At 52.7% G+C, this 16,978-nt stretch carries 14 protein-coding genes, 1 tRNA gene and 1 pseudogene; 9 read left to right on the top strand and 7 right to left on the bottom strand.

The window, feature by feature from the left end:
• Positions 1-3: 3 nt before the first annotated feature.
• Positions 4-357, top strand: a complete 354-nt coding sequence (locus M3087_RS03355; RefSeq protein WP_004308780.1) for a nuclear transport factor 2 family protein — start codon at positions 4-6, stop codon at positions 355-357.
• 446 nt (positions 358-803) lie between these two features.
• Here M3087_RS03355 and lnu(AN2) read toward each other — a convergent pair whose 3' ends face one another.
• From lnu(AN2) to M3087_RS03340, 3 genes are all read right to left on the bottom strand, one after another.
• Positions 804-1,316 carry a lincosamide nucleotidyltransferase Lnu(AN2) gene (lnu(AN2), locus tag M3087_RS03350; RefSeq protein WP_004308783.1) on the bottom strand — a complete coding sequence of 171 codons (513 nt, stop codon included), beginning with the start codon at positions 1,314-1,316 and terminating at the stop codon, positions 804-806.
• Positions 1,317-1,340: 24 nt separating this feature from the next.
• Complete coding sequence (gene mef(En2) / locus M3087_RS03345) at positions 1,341-2,546, bottom strand: macrolide efflux MFS transporter Mef(En2) (RefSeq protein WP_005786079.1); 1,206 nt, start codon at positions 2,544-2,546, stop codon at positions 1,341-1,343.
• A 326-nt stretch (positions 2,547-2,872) separates the two neighbouring features.
• Positions 2,873-2,957: transfer RNA gene (locus M3087_RS03340), tRNA-Ser, on the bottom strand.
• A 152-nt stretch (positions 2,958-3,109) separates the two neighbouring features.
• On the opposite strand from M3087_RS03340, the gene M3087_RS03335 reads away from it, so the two are divergent.
• Positions 3,110-5,761 (top strand): 4-alpha-glucanotransferase, encoded by a 2,652-nt coding sequence (locus M3087_RS03335; RefSeq protein WP_249093747.1) that lies wholly within the window; start codon positions 3,110-3,112, stop codon positions 5,759-5,761.
• Positions 5,762-5,887: 126 nt separating this feature from the next.
• Here M3087_RS03335 and pncB read toward each other — a convergent pair whose 3' ends face one another.
• On the bottom strand, positions 5,888-7,054 hold the full coding sequence (gene pncB / locus M3087_RS03330; protein ID WP_249093745.1) for a nicotinate phosphoribosyltransferase: 1,167 nt from the start codon (positions 7,052-7,054) through the stop codon (positions 5,888-5,890).
• Between the two features lie 205 nt (positions 7,055-7,259).
• A pseudogene (gene ribB / locus M3087_RS03325) lies at positions 7,260-7,877 on the bottom strand (3,4-dihydroxy-2-butanone-4-phosphate synthase); the annotation flags it as partial.
• A gap of 414 nt (positions 7,878-8,291) precedes the next feature.
• Here ribB and dapF point away from each other — a divergent pair.
• Together dapF and M3087_RS03315 are read left to right on the top strand one after the other, a co-directional pair.
• Positions 8,292-9,101: a diaminopimelate epimerase gene (gene dapF, locus M3087_RS03320; RefSeq protein WP_022383327.1), complete on the top strand. Its 810-nt coding sequence runs from the start codon at positions 8,292-8,294 to the stop codon at positions 9,099-9,101.
• A gap of 80 nt (positions 9,102-9,181) precedes the next feature.
• Positions 9,182-10,405, top strand: coding sequence for an LL-diaminopimelate aminotransferase (locus M3087_RS03315; protein ID WP_022383326.1), 1,224 nt, complete (start codon positions 9,182-9,184; stop codon positions 10,403-10,405).
• Between the two features lie 557 nt (positions 10,406-10,962).
• Here M3087_RS03315 and M3087_RS03310 read toward each other — a convergent pair.
• Entirely contained in the window at positions 10,963-11,415 is a 453-nt protein-coding gene (locus tag M3087_RS03310; RefSeq protein WP_249093743.1) for a Fur family transcriptional regulator, read from the bottom strand.
• Between the two features lie 14 nt (positions 11,416-11,429).
• Positions 11,430-13,331 carry a heavy metal translocating P-type ATPase gene (locus M3087_RS03305; protein ID WP_249093741.1) on the bottom strand — a complete coding sequence of 634 codons (1,902 nt, stop codon included), beginning with the start codon at positions 13,329-13,331 and terminating at the stop codon, positions 11,430-11,432.
• A 121-nt stretch (positions 13,332-13,452) separates the two neighbouring features.
• Here M3087_RS03305 and M3087_RS03300 point away from each other — a divergent pair, with 121 nt between their 5' ends.
• The 5 genes from M3087_RS03300 (at position 13,453) to M3087_RS03280 (ending at position 16,769) form a co-directional block, all read left to right on the top strand.
• Positions 13,453-14,418 carry an ROK family protein gene (locus tag M3087_RS03300; RefSeq protein ID WP_106484596.1) on the top strand — a complete coding sequence of 322 codons (966 nt, stop codon included), beginning with the start codon at positions 13,453-13,455 and terminating at the stop codon, positions 14,416-14,418.
• A gap of 80 nt (positions 14,419-14,498) precedes the next feature.
• On the top strand, positions 14,499-15,242 hold the full coding sequence (locus tag M3087_RS03295; protein ID WP_022383321.1) for a MotA/TolQ/ExbB proton channel family protein: 744 nt from the start codon (positions 14,499-14,501) through the stop codon (positions 15,240-15,242).
• Positions 15,243-15,247: 5 nt separating this feature from the next.
• Positions 15,248-15,724 (top strand): hypothetical protein, encoded by a 477-nt coding sequence (locus M3087_RS03290; RefSeq protein WP_022383320.1) that lies wholly within the window; start codon positions 15,248-15,250, stop codon positions 15,722-15,724.
• A gap of 5 nt (positions 15,725-15,729) precedes the next feature.
• Positions 15,730-16,326, top strand: coding sequence for an ExbD/TolR family protein (locus M3087_RS03285; protein WP_249093739.1), 597 nt, complete (start codon positions 15,730-15,732; stop codon positions 16,324-16,326).
• The gene (locus tag M3087_RS03280) at positions 16,326-16,769 is read left to right on the top strand and encodes an ExbD/TolR family protein (RefSeq protein ID WP_022383318.1); all 444 of its coding nucleotides are present in this window, start codon (positions 16,326-16,328) and stop codon (positions 16,767-16,769) included. The genes M3087_RS03285 and M3087_RS03280 overlap by 1 nt, the downstream gene beginning before the upstream one ends.
• The last annotated feature ends 209 nt before the right edge of the window (positions 16,770-16,978 follow it).

Genomic DNA, 16,978 nt, shown 5'->3' with positions numbered 1-16,978 from the left:
AAAATGAAGCCTAAAGAAGTTTTGGAAAAATGGATAGATTGCTTTAACAAAGCAGATGCTTATCATATAGCAGAGCTGTATGCTACTAATGCAGTAAATCATCAAGTCGCAAACGAACCAATAATAGGTAAAGAATCAATCTACAAAATGTTTGTGAATGAATTTGCCACTGCTAAAATGGTTTGTATGGTGGAAAATATTTTTGAAGATGGCGAATGGGCTATCATGGAATGGAAAGACTCTCTTGGACTTCGTGGATGCGGATTTTTTCATGTAAAAGATAACAAAATCGTCTTTCAAAGAGGGTATTGGGATAAACTTTCATTCTTGAAGCAACACAATCTTCCAATTGAATAAGTACTATCAGAATACGGACTGGGAAATTGAAATACCCAGTCCGAGTTATATAATGAATTTTACTTGTTAAACTATTTAAAGTCAGTTGGATAACAAACCATACCTTTCACATTCTCAGTAGCTCCAGGTATTAATTCAGCCACCATGCAATATTCATGAGAGACTTCGAAAGGAAATTCAATTCCTAAATCGATAGCCTTGCGATAGCCAAATCGAGGATAATACTCTTTATGCCCCAATACGACTGCTGTGCCGTAACCCAAAAGTGCTGCCCTCTGATGGGCTTACTGAATCAACATCCCCCCCCAATTCCCTTACGCTGGAATTCCGGCAAGACTGCCAATGGAGCTACACTCAGGGATGTGACAGACTGGGTGTCACTGTCTATCTTTACTTCTGTAAGTAAGATATACCAGACAATTTGTTTTTCTGTCATTTTCTTGTTCTTATCTAATTGTTAGGCTCATTGTTGTTATACATTGTTTAATTATAGATAAATCGTGAATATCCTTCTCTCTTAAATCGTAGCCCGAATGGAATACTTGTTGCCCTTTTGCAGAAATGCAAGGGATGCTTCTGCCTTCAAAGACTGCTGTTCCAAAATAGTCCGGTTGAAATTCATACCAGCCTCCATCCAAGTCGGCTTGTTTGGAAGTGCCGTCCGCATTCAAGACAAAAGGATGGATATCAATATAGCCTAATTCTTTGCTATACAGTTCCACACGGGTGGGCAACCAATTTGTTTCAATTTGATATCCTCTCTCCTGCAAAAGATCAAGGAGTTGGTCTGTATAATTGGCATCAAAATCAATGTCAATATCTCTATGCAAGCGGGTTTGCTGTCCGTACAAGACATCCACTCCCCAGCCTCCATCCAACCAAAACTGCATGTCCAGGCTTTCCAACAAGTCCAAAACTTGAAATAACTCTGTAATCGTAGTGTGTTCTTTCTTTGTCATATAATAATTCTTTAATAAATAATACTATGCGTAATTATCCAACTGCTTGATTGAAGAAATAAAATTTGCACCCACTCCAATCAGAAAGATAACCCATCCGCTGATCATAAAGACGGATGTGATACCCCATGCTTCCACCCAATATCCTGAAGCTACGATACCCAGCATTGATGGAAAGGTACTCAAACTAAAGATGAGAGAAAAAGTCCGTCCAAGCATGTCCGAAGCCAAGTTCTGCTGAATAATAGCGATGAAAAGCGCATGGTAAATGGAATAGGCTATGCCTCCTGTAAATGTTAGGCAAACAAAACCTATAAATGCGCTTGATGGTAAATAACTGGCGCTAATCAGATACAATCCCAATATCACATAAGCCGTATGCATCACTAATGTTTGCTTGCTTTTCAAAGCCTTACAGGCAAGTACTAAACCGCCCAACAATGCCCCTGAGCCCCAACCCATTTCCACAACTCCCATTTGCAAAATGTTTCCGTTGAAATGCAGAAGCGTCATAAAAGGAAATAACGTAAAAACAGGCATAAGGACAAAAGTCACCAGCGTAAAGCATACGAATAAAGGCAAAATGCCCATTGTACGCCGCAAGGTATGCCAACATTCCGTCAGTTCTTTTTTGAAATCTGGAAGAACTTTCGTTTTTTGAAGAGAAGGAATCTGGACACAAAGTAAGGTCAGACAAGCAGCAACAGCTCCGATCACATCTATGAGCAGAATATACTGTATGGGAAGCCAAACAACGAGGCTTGCCCCTACAACGGGAGCTATCACCTCACTGAAGGATTGAATGGAATGGTACAAACCTGATACCCTGACAAGATGGTGCTTGGGAACCAGTAGAGGGATGCTTGCCTGTAAAGCAGGTGCATGAAACGTACTGCCTATTGAACGACAAGCAGTCAATAGATAAAAAAAAGAAAGGTCTTTATAACCCTTGGTTATCACAATAAAAAGACATAGGGTACAGAACGCGATGAACAAGTCCGAATAAAACATCGTTTTCTTTCGATTCCATCTGTCAACATAGACCCCGGCAAACAAGCCTAATACAAATTGTGGTAAAAATCCAGCTAAAATAGCCAGAGATAAAGCTGTCGGGGATTTAAATTCGTTGCTAATCCAAAAAATAATGGAGAAGCCAACAATCGTACTTGTTAAAATAGATATGAGTTGGCCTATTCCTATCACGGCCAAAGTTGATTTCCAATGATTCATTGTGCTAATATTTCATGCGTTTATAGATAAGTACTTTCGTACATTAAGCAAAACGAAATTCTATCCACACAAAAAACTTGTATTATAATCCACTCCTGACGTTGGAATACAATAACAAATACTTTCAGGACGATGTAAAGTCCTGAAAAATCAAACTGAATGGATAGATAAATATTAGTCTTTTCTCATCGGATTCTTTTAATATCGCTACTCTTTTATTATGTAGTGGTTGTATTATCTTAAATAAAACAAAAACACCGACTTTACATTCTTGGGTGTAAAACTGGGTGTTTGTTTTGCAATCTGCTGATTTTCAGCGTTTGTTGCGGAGAGACAGGGATTCGAACCCCGGGTACCTCTCGGTACAACGGTTTTCAAGACCGCCGCAATCGACCACTCTGCCACCTCTCCAAACTCCTTTGCAGAAGTGCTTCCTTTCAAAAGCGTTGCAAAGGTAAGGCTTTTTTTGAATACCGCAAAGGTTTGGCGTAAAAAATGTGCAAGGAAGTGCCTTTTTCCGTCAAAAGGCTTTATCTTTGTCATCATTCATAATCTCAAATACGATGAAAACAACGTTTCAGATTCATTATCGTACGGTCTGGGGAGAAAGCCTGAAGGTCGTTCTGCCTGACAGGAACGTCGACCTGCATACGGATGACGGTTCGCTTTGGACCGGGGATGCAGAGCTTCCGAAGGGAGGCAAGCCTATACCTTATTATTATTGTGTGTTTGCCGGCGGACATTGCACACGCCGGGAGTGGCATCTGGCGCCTCATTATCTGATGCCCGGTGTGGCAAAGACCTGCCGGGTGTTTGATGACTGGTGCGACATCCCGTCGGATGCCTATTTTTTCACCTCGGCATTCGTTGCCCGTCAGGGAGAGGTTGAGGAGAAAGTCATGCTTCCCGGTGGGACAAAGCAGGTGGTCTTCCGTGCCACTTGTCCCATGTTGCCGGCTCTCGGGTGGCGGATGAAACTGGTCGGTAGTCACCGAGTGCTGGGAGCCTGGGAGGTGTGCCGTGCCGTGGAGATGCATCAGTTGGCCCCTCATCAGTGGGTGGCTGCTGTTCCGGCAGACGAACTGACCGTGCCTTTTGAGTACAAGTTCATTCTGGTCAGTCCGGAGGGTGAAGTGCATTGGGAGCAGGGCAACAATCATCAGTGGCAATATTTGCCGGGACGGGGGGAAGGCTTGGTCCTGCCTGAGTCCGAAATACCGTTCGACTTGCCGCTCCTCCGTCTGGCGGGAACGGCGATACCAGTCTTTTCACTCCGTTCGGAACAGAGCTTCGGAGTAGGGGACTTCGGCGATCTGAAACGTTTGGTCGATTGGGCGGTACTGACCCATCAGCAGGCCATCCAGATACTTCCTATCAATGACACCACCATGACTCACCGGTGGACGGACTCTTATCCTTACAAAGCCATTTCCATCTATGCGCTTCACCCGATGTTCATTGACCTGAACCAGCTGGGCAAGCTGGCGGATGACGGAAAGAATGCCGGGTTCGAGCAGTTGCGTGTCGAGCTGAATGCATTGCCCGATGTGGACTACGAACGGGTAAACCAGGCGAAGTGGGAGTACGTTCGTCTGAAGTTTGCGGAAGAGGGGGCAGCGGTCCTGAAGACAGAGGCTTACCGGAAGTTCTTTGCCGACAACGAAGACTGGTTGCGTCCTTATGCGGCATTCTGCTACCTGCGTGACAAGTTCGGGACGCCCGATTTCTCGGAATGGGGAGATTATGCCGTCTACAGTCGGAAAGCCATCGAGAAGCTGGCGGCTCCCGGCAGTGCCGCTCATGACGAGATTGCCCTCATTTACTACATGCAGTACCAGCTCCACTGCCAGTTGCTGAATGCGAGCGATTATGCACGTTCGCACGGTGTCATTCTGAAGGGCGACATTCCCATCGGAGTCAGCCGGGTCAGTGTGGAGGCATGGACGGAACCGCATTACTTCCACCTGAACGGACAGGCAGGTGCGCCGCCTGACCCTTTCTCGGTGAACGGACAGAACTGGGGACTCCCCACGTATGACTGGGAGCGGATGGCACAGGACGGCTATCGTTGGTGGGTGCGCCGGTTTAGCAAGATGGCGGAATACTTCACGGCATACCGCATCGACCACGTCCTGGGATTCTTCCGTATCTGGGAAATTCCTTCGCATGCCGTGCACGGGCTCTTGGGACACTTCGTCCCGGCACTCCCGCTTTCGCCGCAGGAGATTGAGAGCTTCGGACTGCCTTTCCGTGAAGACTTCTATACGAAGCCTTACATCGACGACGAGCTGCTGAACCGGACGTTCGGCAATGATGCCGTCATCGTGAAGGAAGAGTTTGTCCATCCCAGCTGGGACGGGCGGTATGAGCTGTATCCCGAGTATGCCACCCAACGTCAGGTAGAGGCACATTTTGCCGGGAAGGAGGATGCCCGCAGCCTGCGTCTGCGTGACGGACTGTACGCCCTGATCAGCAACGTGCTTTTCATTCGCGACACGTACCAGCCGAACCGTTTCCATCCGCGTATCCAGGCACAGGACGACTATTTCTACAGCCGTCTCAACCGCTATGAGAAGGGAGCCTTTGCACGGCTGCACCATCATTTCTACTACGAACGTCACAACGACTTCTGGTATCACGAGGCGATGAAGAAGCTGCCGCTGCTGACACAGTGCACCCCGATGCTTTCCTGTGCGGAGGACTTGGGAATGATTCCGGCATGTGTGCCCTGGGTGATGGAGCAGCTGCGCATCTTGAGCCTGGAGATTGAACGGATGCCGAAGACTCCCGGCTTGGCCTTTGCCGATGTGCCGCATTATCCCTACAGCTCCGTCTGCACGGTGTCGACCCACGACATGACAACCTTGCGGGGGTGGTGGCGTGAGACGCCTGCCCTGACGGATGACTATTGGCACTGGGTGCTGCAACGTCAGGGCTCTGCCCCGTCGGATGTGGATGGAGCGACGTGCGAGGCTATCCTGAGACGTCAGCTGGCTTCCCCGTCGATGCTGTGCATCCTGAGCTGGCAGGACTGGATGTCGACCGACGAACAGTTGCGCTGTCCGGATGTGGAGCGCGAACGTATCAATGTACCTGCCAACCCGCTCAACTACTGGCACTACCGCATGCACCTGACGCTGGAAGAGCTGATGCAGGCTGATGAGCTGAATGCACGCATCCGTCGGATGATCGACGAGTCGGGCAGAAGCTGCTGACGTGGAATGGGTCTGAAGAGAGAGGACTACAGACAGGAGACGCCGGTAACACGCTTCCCTTAGCAAAGGCAATCGGGGCGTGTTACCGGCGTCTTGTTGTATCCGGACGGTGCGTGTGGCAGTGGGTTACTTCAGTCCCAGTTCGTAGAGGCAGGCTTCCGTTTCCTGGTCGCTGCCCATGTGCTTGCCCAGGTCATCGGAGAGCTTGACACACTCTTTCCACGGCTGGTTGACATTCATCTTGCAGCGGGCGAGCTTCATCACGATGTTGGAAGGCTTGTAGCCCGTGTCGTTGGTGAGGTTGGTGCCGATGCCGAACGAGCAGCGTATCTTGCCGCGGCAGTAGTCCTGTATCTGGAGTGCCTTGTCAAAGTCGAGGGCGTTGCTGAAGATGATGGTCTTGGTCGTCGGGTCGACTCCCAGCTCGCGGTAACGGGCAATGAGGCGGTCGGTGAAGAGGAATTCGTCACCGGAATCGCAGCGGACGCCGTCGAAGAGCTTGGCCTGCTTGCGGCTGATGTTGCTCAGGAAGATGTCTGACGTATAGGTGTCCGACAGGGCAGTACCCAGGTCGCCGTCGTAGACATTGACCCAGTTCTCAAGTGCCATGTAGTTGGCATGTTTGTAGCCGAACTGTGCGCCGTGGAACATGAACCATTCGTGGGGATGCGTTCCCAGCGGTTTCATGTTGTACTTCATGGCGAAGTAGCAGTTGGAGGTTCCGGCGCAGTAGTGCGCATTTTCGTTGAGGTAGCTGATGACGGCGTCCTGCACGTTGAAGGAGAAACGACGCCGTGTCCCGAATTCCGAGAAGGTGAGTTTGTGCTCGTCCGAGAGTTGTACCTTTTCTGCCAGTTTGGAGCAGATTTGTTCCATGTTGGCTACGTTGCCGAAGAACCGGTTGCGCAGTTCGGAGATGATGGCGAGCAGAGGAACTTCATAGAGGGTTACCTTATACATGAAGTCGCTCACCTCCACGTGCAGGTGATGTTGCTCATCCCGTTCAATGCGGATTTTCTCCGGGTCGAAGTGGAACGACGAAAGCCATTCCCAGTAGAACGGGGGAAGGAAACGGCAGGCGCCCGACATGAACCGGATTTCTCTGGTAGTGAGACGGAGGCTGCTCATGGCTTTCACTTCTTCCTTCAGGGCTTCGACGAATGCGTCGGGATATTCCGTTTCATCCCGGTCCTTGAACGTGAAGGTTCCCATGGCGTACGGGAACAGTTTGATATAAGCGTACGAGGTCGTAAACTTATACAGGTCGGTATCTAGTATGCTCTTGATAATCATAGTCAGCGTGTTTGACAAATAGGATGTATGCGGACAAAATTACTGTTTGTTTTTCAAATGCTGACTGAAATGCGGGGCTTTTTCTGTTTTTCCGGCTGTTTTTGTCCGTGAAAGAAGACGGGAGACACTCGCGTACGGAGGGGAACGGAGAATTTCCGTCCTGTCTGTACGTGGGTGTCTCCCGGTTTTATGTTCAGCAGTTGTTGCGCTGACGGTAGGCGATCAGGTCGGCAATCGAGATGACTTTCAGGCCGAAGCGTCCGGCAATCTCCAGCAGCTGTGGCAGACGTGCCATGGTCCCGTCGGCGTTCATGACTTCAATCAGGGCTCCGGCAGGACGCAGACCGGCAAGGCGTGCTAGGTCGATGGCGGCTTCGGTGTGTCCGTCACGCCCCAACACACCCCGTTCGTTGGCATAGAGGGGGCAGATGTGTCCGGGACGTCCGAAATCATCCGCCTGAAAGGCAGGGTCGCTCAGGGCGCGGATGGTGGCTGCACGGTCGTGGGCAGAGACACCGGTCGTGCAGTCGTGTCCCAGCAAATCGGCGGTGACGGTAAACGGGGTACCCAGCAGCGAGGTGTTCCGTTGTGTCATGGGCTCCAGCTCCAGTTTGCGGCAACGTTCCTGGGTCAGAGGGGCGCAGAGCACACCGCGTCCCTGGGTGATCATGAAGTTGACGATTTCCGGTGTCACCTTCTCGGCTGCCACGATGAAGTCGCCTTCGTTCTCTCGGTCCTCGTCATCGACCACTATGATTACTTTTCCGGCCTTGATTTCCTCAATGCCTTCTTCAATTGTGCTTAGTCCAGTTTGTTTGTTCATCATCATTAAAAATAGAGTTCGGCACAAAGATACGCAGTTTTCCATGATATCCGCGAAGAAACGGACCGGCTTAGCATAATTATGTACAATAAATGTTACCGTCCGGTGCAGGGCTGTCCGTCCTTCGTCTGTCGGGATGACAAGAGGTTGTCGGTAAATCGGAAAGTGACGGATTGAAATGAAAGTTCGATTAAATGCTTTCTGTTTGTCTTTAATAGATGTTTATTTTGTGGTGACTGTAAGAAGGCGCGCTTCGAACGGAATAAAAAGGGACTATCTGTATGACTTTCGGGAGAGGATACCTACTTTTGTAACCAAACGAAAGGAAACTGATGGACTTTGCTTGCATATTGATGGATATGCCGGGGAAAGGATGACATCAGTGAATGTTTAACTCGAAAGAATGCAGACGTTATGAAAGTCAGATTTACGAAAATGCATGGCGCAGGAAACGACTATATCTATGTCAACACGATGAACTATCCGGTCGATGAACCCGGCAAATGGGCGGTGGAGTGGAGCCGTTTTCACACAGGCATCGGCAGCGACGGACTGGTGCTGATAGGCTCGTCGGAGAAAGGCGATTTCAGCATGCGCATCTTCAATGCCGACGGTTCGGAGGCGAAGATGTGTGGCAATGCCAGCCGTTGCATCGGTAAATACGTGTATGAAGCAGGATTGACGGCAAAGAGGGACATTGCACTCGATACGCTTTCCGGCATCCGTCGGCTTCACCTGGATGTCGATGCGGACAACCGTGTGAACCAAGTTACGGTGGACATGGGAGTACCTTCGGACATCCATCCGCTGACACTCGGTTGTGAGGCGCCGGCACACACGGGCATTGCCGTGTCGATGGGTAATCCGCATCTGGTGCTGTTTGTCGACAGGGTGATGGAGATTGATTTGTCGGAAGTGGGACCGCGGCTGGAACACCATCCGCATTTCCCCGACCGGGTGAATGTGGAGTTTGCACAGGTCATCGACGCACGACACATCCGGATGCGTGTCTGGGAACGCGGTTCCGGAGTGACCCAGGCCTGTGGCACCGGTGCTTGTGCCACGGCAGTTGCCGCCATCGCCTCGGGTTTGTGTGAACGGAAGGTGGAGGTGGAGATGGACGGCGGGACCCTGCAGCTGGACTGGGACGCTTCCACCGGACACATCCTGATGACGGGACCGGCAACAAAGGTCTTTGATGGAGAAATTGATTGGAATGTATAGCGGAGGAGGAGCGTCGGCTGGAAAAAAGTCGTATCTTCGTCCGGAGACAAACATACGAACAAAAAAAGCAATAACATACTATGGCTCTGGTAAACGAACATTTTCTGAAACTTCCGGGAAGCTACCTGTTTTCCGACATTGCGAAGAAGATAAACTCTTTTAAAGTGACGCACCCGAAGGCGCAGCTGATTCGTCTGGGTATCGGCGATGTGACCCGTCCGCTGCCCAAAGCCTGCATCGAGGCCATGCATCGTGCGGTGGACGACATGGCGGAGGCTGCCACCTTTCATGGATATGGCCCCGAGCAGGGGTACGATTTCCTGATTGATGCCATCATCCGGCACGACTTCGCACCGCGCGGCATCAGTCTGAGCCCGTCGGAGGTGTTTATCAGCGACGGCGCGAAGAGCGACCTGGGAAACATCGGCGAACTGCTCCGCTGGGACAACAGCATGGCAATCACCGACCCGGTCTATCCGGTCTATGTCGACAGCAACATCATGTGCGGTCGTTCGGGGGTGCTCGATGAGCAGGGAAAGTGGAGCAACGTGACCTATCTGCCCTGTACGGCGGAAAACGGCTTTGTTCCCGAACTGCCCAAGCATCGCATCGACCTGATTTATCTGTGTTATCCGAACAACCCGACCGGCACCACGCTGACCCGTGAACAGCTGAAGCAGTGGGTCGATTATGCCTTGGCAAACGACACGCTCCTGATTTTTGATTCCGCCTACGAGGCCTATATCAGCGAGGACGACGTTCCGCACTCCATCTACGAGATACGCGGTGCGAAGAAGGTCGCCATCGAGATTCGCAGTTTCTCGAAGACAGCCGGCTTCACAGGCGTACGCTGTGGTTATACGGTGGTGCCCAAGGAGCTGACAGCTGCCAACTTCGAGGGGAAGCGTATCCCGCTCAATCCGCTTTGGAACCGTCGTCAGTGCACCAAGTTCAACGGGACGAGCTACATCACCCAGCGGGGCGCCGAGGCGGTCTATACACCGGAAGGTCAGGCACAGATTCGGGAGACCATTGCCTACTACATGGAGAATGCACGCATCATGCGTGAGAGCCTTTCGGCAGCGGGCTTCCAGGTGTATGGAGGCGTGAATGCACCGTATGTATGGGTGCAGGCACCGGACGGGATGAGCTCGTGGAAGTTCTTCGACAAGTTGCTGTATGAGGCCCATGTGGTGACTACTCCCGGCATCGGCTTCGGACCGAGTGGGGAAGGGTATGTGCGCCTGACTGCCTTCGGCGAACGGGAGGACTGCGAGGAGGCGATGCGCCGCATCCGGAGATGAACGCCATCCGGACTGTTTGTCATAATGTCAAAATGTCAAATGAATCGCTCCACAGTGCCCTTCGTTGCACCCGAATACGAGTTGGTGACTGAAAAGGGCATTCTGGAGCGATTCGCAAAATACACCGTGTCAGGTGTGGAGTAGTATTTTCTTTCCTTTTGAACGCTTTCCGGGGGATTGTCTTCTTCCGAAGTGAGTTGTATCCTCTCTGATGTTCCCTTTTAATAGCTTCCGATTTGTTGACGCCGTTCATCTTCCAGCAAGCGAAACCTGCACTTTTTGCCTTTCAGTTTCCGAAGATTTGAGTTTTGCGGACGAAACAATATTGTTTGGAAGGTGAAACAATATTGTTTGACTCGTCAAACACTTGTGTTTCGCACGTGAAACCATATTGTTTGAGCCTCAAAATGTAAGTATTTCGAAAATGAAATGTATAGTTTTCTAAAAACGGAAGCTTTTTAAGCCGTTTTTGTTTACAGACATTTGCATTTGCTTGCTGGTTTGACGGAAATCTGCAAAGTGTGCGTTAGCCGAAAAACGTGTTTTTGTCGGTTTTGTCAAGCATTTGGTGCCTTTCCCTTTCTTTTTGCTTTCCGGGCACACTCGTTGCAAAGTCCCTTGATGACATAGTTGATGCTGTTCATGGAGAAACCTTCGGGCAGGGTGACCCGGGGAATGTGTATTTGCTTGAAGCAGAACGTCCGGTGGCACGCCTCACAGTAGAAATGGGTATGCAGGTCATCCACCTCGCAGTTGCAGTCGCTGCTGCAGAGGGCATACTTCAGCGACCCCGAACCGTCGTCGATGGCGTGGATGAGGTGATGCCCGAGGAAGAGGGTGATGGTGCGGAAGATGGTCGATTTGTCCATCGTCACGAGGCGGTCTTCCAGGTCGAGCAGGGAGAAGGCGCGGTCGGCAGCTAGCATCTCCCTTAGCACCAACAGGCGGTTGGCGGTCGGCTTGATGTCGCGCAGGGCGAGCAGTTTCAGATAGGTTTCTTCGTTTGCCATGGTTTGATAGCGAGTTAGGGGCGTACCGGAAGGGGCGTTTCATACTTGCCCAGCTGGATGCGCAGTGCATTGCAGATGGCGAGCATCGCCACTCCGACGTCGGCAAAGACAGCTGCCCACAGGTTGGCAAAACCCAGTACGCCGAGCAGCAGGATGATGATTTTGATGCCCAGGGCAAAGGTGATGTTCTGCCAGATGATTTGCCGGGTCCGTCGTCCGATGCGGAGGGCGGTTGCCACTTTGCCCGGCTGGTCGGTCTGTATCACCACATCCGCCGTTTCGATGGCGGCGTCGCTGCCCAGTCCGCCCATGGCGATGCCCACGTCGCTCAGTGCCAGCACCGGTGCATCGTTCATGCCGTCGCCCACGAAAGCCACGCGGTGTCCGTGGTCCTTGAGTTCCTTCAGGTGTGCCACTTTGCCTTCAGGCAGGAGGTTCCCGTATGCCCGGCGGACGCCCAATTGTCCGGCAAATTTAGAGACGATGCCCTGTTTGTCGCCCGAGAGCATCTGAATATTATCAATCTTTAAGTCTTTCAGGGCCTGGATGGCGGCTGCACTGTCCGCTTTCACGGTGTCCGACAGCACGAGGTAGCCCTCATAGTGCCCGTTGATGGTGCAGAGGATGACGGTCTCCTCCATCTCGTCCACAGTTGCCGGATAGCTGATTCCTTCCTGACGGAGCAGCCGGCTGTTGCCTGCCAGGTAGGTGTGTCCGTTAGCGGAGGTGGTCCGGATGCCCAGTCCGCTCATTTCCTTCTCTTCGGGGAAGGTCTGCAGGGGCAGTCGACGTTCGTTTGCCGTCCGCACGATGGCCTGGGCGATGGGGTGGTTGCTGTGCTGTTCCATCGAGGCCACCAGTTCGAGCAGTCCTTCCTCGGAAAGCGTGGTGGCGTGGATTTCGCTCACTTCAAATTCCCCTTTCGTCAGCGTACCGGTCTTGTCGAAAACCACCGAGTCAATCCGGGTGATGGCATCCAGGTAGTTCCCTCCCTTGAACAGGATACCCTGTCGGGAGGCTGCACCGATACCTCCGAAATAGCCCAACGGGATGCTCACCACCAGGGCACAGGGGCAGGAGATGACCAGGAACACCAGTCCGCGATAGAGCCAGTCGTCGAACACATACGTGAAGCCGGAGGCAAAGAGACTATATATATAAGGTAAGAGCACGACCAGGGCAGCCAGCAGAGTGACCGTCGGTGTGTAGACACGGGCAAAGCGTCGGATGAAGAGTTCAGCCGGAGCCTTTCGGGCGGACGCCTCTTCGACCAGCTGCAGGATGCGTGCCAGAGCACTCTCTCCGGCAGGACGGCTGACACGGAAGCGTGCAGGGGTGTCGGTGACAATCATGCCTGCCAGTACCTCGCCGTCGCGTTCGATGAGGCGAGGCATGCTCTCTCCCGTCAGGGCAGCCGTGTCGAAGGTGGCATGAGGTGTGAGCAGGACTCCGTCGAGCGGCACACGTTCACCGGGACGCACTTCCACTGTGTCACCGGGGCGTACGGCTTCCGGACTCCGTTCGTCGGTCTGTCCGTCGGCAGAGACGACACGTGCGGTCTCCGGACGCACATCGAGCAGGGAACGGATGTGTCCGCGTGCCCGGCTGACGGCTCCATCCTGAAGCTTTTCGCCCACCGAATAGAAGAGCATGACTGCTACCCCTTCCGGGTATTCGCCGATGTAGAACGCCCCGATGGATGCCAGCACCATCAGGGTAAACTCGTTGAAGAACTCTTTTTCGCAGATACATTCCCAGGCCTCCTTCACCACGGGAACGCCGACCGGCAGGAAGGCAATCAGGAAGTAGAGCAGTTCCGCTCCCTGAAAGGGGAACAGGTCCGTTGCATGGCTGCGAAGCCAGATTCCCAGTGCAAGCAGCACGAAGGAGAGGATTTCCGATATATATTTCTTCATAGCTGTGATGTGTTTTAGCGGTTTGACTGTTGCAAAGGTAAGAGAAAGCACTTGCAACTTGATTGCAAACAGAAATATTGTTCGTAATTTTGGGCGCTGAATCAAATAGAATACAAGAGTTATGGAAAAGACCATGGAGAAGCCCTACACTGTAGGAATTGACATTGGAGGTACGAACACCGTGTTCGGTGTGGTGGATGCACGTGCGAACATTCTTTCACACGACAGTATCAAGACAAAAGATTATCCGGATATCCATACTTACGTGAATACGCTGGCTGAACGTCTGATGGTGCTGATTGATGCCGCCGGAGGCATCGATACCATCAAGGGCGTAGGCGTGGGAGCACCCAACGGAAACTACTATACCGGGCAGATCGAGCAGGCGCCCAACCTGCCGTGGAAAGGCATTGTCCCTCTGGCACAGCTGCTGAAGGACCGTCTGGGTGTCCCGGTGGTCCTGACGAACGATGCCAATGCTGCCGCGTTGGGTGAGATGACCTACGGGGTGGCACGCGGCATGAAGGACTTTATCATGATTACGTTGGGAACCGGTGTCGGCAGCGGCGTCGTTGTCAATGGGCAGTTGGTCTACGGACACGACGGCTTTGCCGGAGAACTGGGACACGTCATTGTACGTCCCGGCGGACGCTTATGCGGCTGCGGACGTCACGGTTGCCTGGAGACCTATTGTTCCGCGACGGGCATTGTCCGCACGGTGCATGAGGTGCTGTCCTCGTCCGACGAACCCAGCCTGCTGCGCAACATTGCGCCGGAGAAGGTCACTTCAAAAGACATTTACGATGCTGCCGAGCAGGGCGACAAGCTTGCCCTGGAGATTTTCCGTTTCACCGGAACCATCCTGGGAGAGGCCTTCGCCAACTTCATCGCCTTCTCCAGTCCCGAAGCCATCGTGCTCTTCGGTGGTCTCGCCAAGGCTGGGCACTACATCATCGACCCCATCTGCGAGGCGATGGAGGCGAACGTGATGCCCATCTACAAAGGCAAGACCCGTCTGCTGGTTTCGGAACTGAAGGACTCGGATGCCGCAGTCCTGGGCGCCAGTGCGTTGGGCTGGGAGGCTTGACCGGGCAGGTTGGGGCAGGCGGACGTCTGCTCCAGCCCGACAAATGAACATACAACCTCAAAAACTTAAGAACTCAAACTATGAAATGGATAGGAGTAGGCTTGTGTCTCCTCTGTCTGCTCTTCCCCGCTGAAGTAGGGGCACAGGTGCAGGCGGCACTCGGCGAGGCACAACAGGCGACGGGATTTCACCAGGTGGTCAAGGAAAAGTTCATCGAAGGCAATGCGGGCTTCATGTCCCTGGTTGCCATCACGCTGGTGCTCGGTCTCGCCCTGTGCATCGAGCGCATCATCTACCTGAGCCTGGCGGACATTGATGCCAAGCGTCTGCTGACGGGCATCGACGATGCCTTGCAACGGGGGGATGTGGAACAGGCCAAGACCCTCTGCCGCGACACCCGGGGACCGGTAGCGTCCATCTGCTACCAGGGACTGATGCGTGCCGATGAGGACATCGAGGTGGTGGAACGCTCCATCGTGGCATACGGCACGGTGCAGGCGGGCTACCTGGAGAAAGGCTGTTCCTGGATTACCCTCTTCATCACCATTGCCCCTTCGCTCGGTTTCCTCGGGACGGTCATCGGCATGGTGATGGCATTTGACGACATTGAGCAGGCAGGCGAAATCTCCTCCGACATCGTGGCGGGAGGTATGAAGGTGGCACTCATCACGACCATCTTCGGACTGATTGTGGCACTCATCCTTCAGGTGTTCTACAACTACATCCTCTCCAAAATAGAGTCCATCACGGCGGATATGGAGGATGCCGCCATCTCGTTGCTCGACATGCTGTTGCAGTATAACTCCCGACGCGAAAAGAAGTAAGTCCCATGAAAGCCCGTCGTTTCTACAAGGTCTCCTATGCCGTGCTCTACGTGCTGTTGGCACTGGTGCTGGTGGCAGTCGCACTCTTCTTCGGGGTTGGCTATGACAATCCGGTCGGCGATTACAACCTGCCGCTGAACACCGACGTGCTGCTCTATGTGGTCTATGCCATGACGGTGCTGGCTGTCGGGGTGGCATTGGGTGCCGTTGCTCTCCGTTTTGCCCGTGTCTGGCGTCAGACACGCAGACGTGCCTACCGTCTGGTGGCGGGTACGGGGCTGTTCATCCTGCTGCTGGGGGTGACGTTGCTGTGTGCTTCGTCCCGTCCGATGCTGGTCAACGGGGAGTGGTTTGAAAGTGTGGTCTGGCTGCGTGTGACCGACATGCTGCTCTATGCCATCTATTTGTTGCTGGTCGTCGCCGTGCTCTGTGCGGTCCTGTCCGTGACGGGCGTGTTCCGTCGTATCCATTTTAAACGCTGAAGTCTATGTTCGGGAAGCGCATCAAACGGGGAGTGCCTGAAATCAATGCCACGTCGACCGCCGACATGGCATTCATGCTGCTGGTGTTCTTCCTGCTCGCCACCTCCATGGGCGTGAAGAAGAGCATCCGTCGTGAGCTTCCCCCTTCGACCGACTCGGTGCGTGTGGAACCCTTGCGGGTGAAGGAACGCGACCTGCTGGTGCTCCGTCTGGACGGAGAAGGCAGGCTGTTTGCAGGTTCCGAAGAAATCCCACTGACGGATGTCAAGGAGCGTGTGAAGCATTTCATTGCCAATCCGGACAATGAGGAGTCGTTGCCGGAGAAGCACTCGCGCGAAGTGCCGTTGCTGGGAACAGTGGAGGTGACGGATACCCATGTCATCGCGTTGCGTTATGACCCCCATACCGATTACCGGACCTATTTCGAGGTGCAGAACCTGTTGCTGGAGGCTTATCGCGAACTGCGCGATGCCGAGGCGGAGAAACGTTTCCACTGCACCTTTGACCGCGCCTCCTCCGAACAGCAGGAAGCCATCCGTGCCTGTTATCCGCAGCGCATTTCTGAGACGATGACCGCGGAGGAGAAAGGAGGGCGTGACTGATGGGAATGTTCATGCGCAGGAAACGTCGGCAGATTCCGGGACTGAACACAGCCTCGCTGCCCGACCTGATATTCACCATGCTGTTCTTCTTCATGATTGTGACCAACATGCGGGAGTCTTCGCCTCATGCACCCTTGGAGTTGCCTGCCGGACGAGGGCTGGAGAAGATGGGTGAGATGTCCGGCCTGCACTATATCTATATAGGTATGGAGCAAGGAAAGACTTATGTACAGTGGGACGACGATGTGTTGCCTCTTGGACAGCTTGAACATCGGCTTCGTCTGTCGCAACAGTCGGTAGAGACCGACGGACCCCTTGAAATTGCCTTGGGGGTCGACGGACGGGTGGAGATGCAGCAAGTCGAAGAGGTGAAGCAGGTGCTGCGTCGCAATCGGGTGTCGGTGGTCTATTATCTGGGTGAGGAATCCCGTCCGGAACATTAAGACGAATCTTTACGTATTTAAGCTTTAAACGTTAAATGCGTCCCGAATCTTTAAAGAATGCCTTTGTCGGGACAAGTGATAAAATGTTCGGATTAATGACTGCATGGGCGGATTGTAACCCTTGTGGATGTCGGTTGAAAACCCTTGCTCTTTCTGTTTTGTTGTCAAAATGTTATTAAGGAGTACTTCTGTTCCGCTTTCGGCTCCTT

It is taken from the genome of Mediterranea sp. ET5, assembly GCF_023337025.1.
In the GTDB taxonomy this organism is placed as follows: Bacteria; Bacteroidota; Bacteroidia; order Bacteroidales; family Bacteroidaceae; genus Phocaeicola_A.
Note: the sequence above shows the minus strand (reverse complement) of the source record. Positions and strands in the feature narration are given on the sequence as shown.

Coding starts and splice junctions, on each gene's coding strand:
- M3087_RS03355 (WP_004308780.1), top strand. CDS start 4: ATGAAGCCTAAAGAAGTTTTGGAAAAATGGATAGATTGCTTTAACAAA.
- M3087_RS03335 (WP_249093747.1), top strand. CDS start 3,110: ATGAAAACAACGTTTCAGATTCATTATCGTACGGTCTGGGGAGAAAGC.
- pncB (WP_249093745.1), bottom strand. CDS start 7,054: ATGATTATCAAGAGCATACTAGATACCGACCTGTATAAGTTTACGACC.
- dapF (WP_022383327.1), top strand. CDS start 8,292: ATGAAAGTCAGATTTACGAAAATGCATGGCGCAGGAAACGACTATATC.
- M3087_RS03315 (WP_022383326.1), top strand. CDS start 9,182: ATGGCTCTGGTAAACGAACATTTTCTGAAACTTCCGGGAAGCTACCTG.
- M3087_RS03310 (WP_249093743.1), bottom strand. CDS start 11,415: ATGGCAAACGAAGAAACCTATCTGAAACTGCTCGCCCTGCGCGACATC.
- M3087_RS03305 (WP_249093741.1), bottom strand. CDS start 13,331: ATGAAGAAATATATATCGGAAATCCTCTCCTTCGTGCTGCTTGCACTG.
- M3087_RS03300 (WP_106484596.1), top strand. CDS start 13,453: ATGGAAAAGACCATGGAGAAGCCCTACACTGTAGGAATTGACATTGGA.
- M3087_RS03295 (WP_022383321.1), top strand. CDS start 14,499: ATGAAATGGATAGGAGTAGGCTTGTGTCTCCTCTGTCTGCTCTTCCCC.
- M3087_RS03290 (WP_022383320.1), top strand. CDS start 15,248: ATGAAAGCCCGTCGTTTCTACAAGGTCTCCTATGCCGTGCTCTACGTG.
- M3087_RS03285 (WP_249093739.1), top strand. CDS start 15,730: ATGTTCGGGAAGCGCATCAAACGGGGAGTGCCTGAAATCAATGCCACG.
- M3087_RS03280 (WP_022383318.1), top strand. CDS start 16,326: ATGGGAATGTTCATGCGCAGGAAACGTCGGCAGATTCCGGGACTGAAC.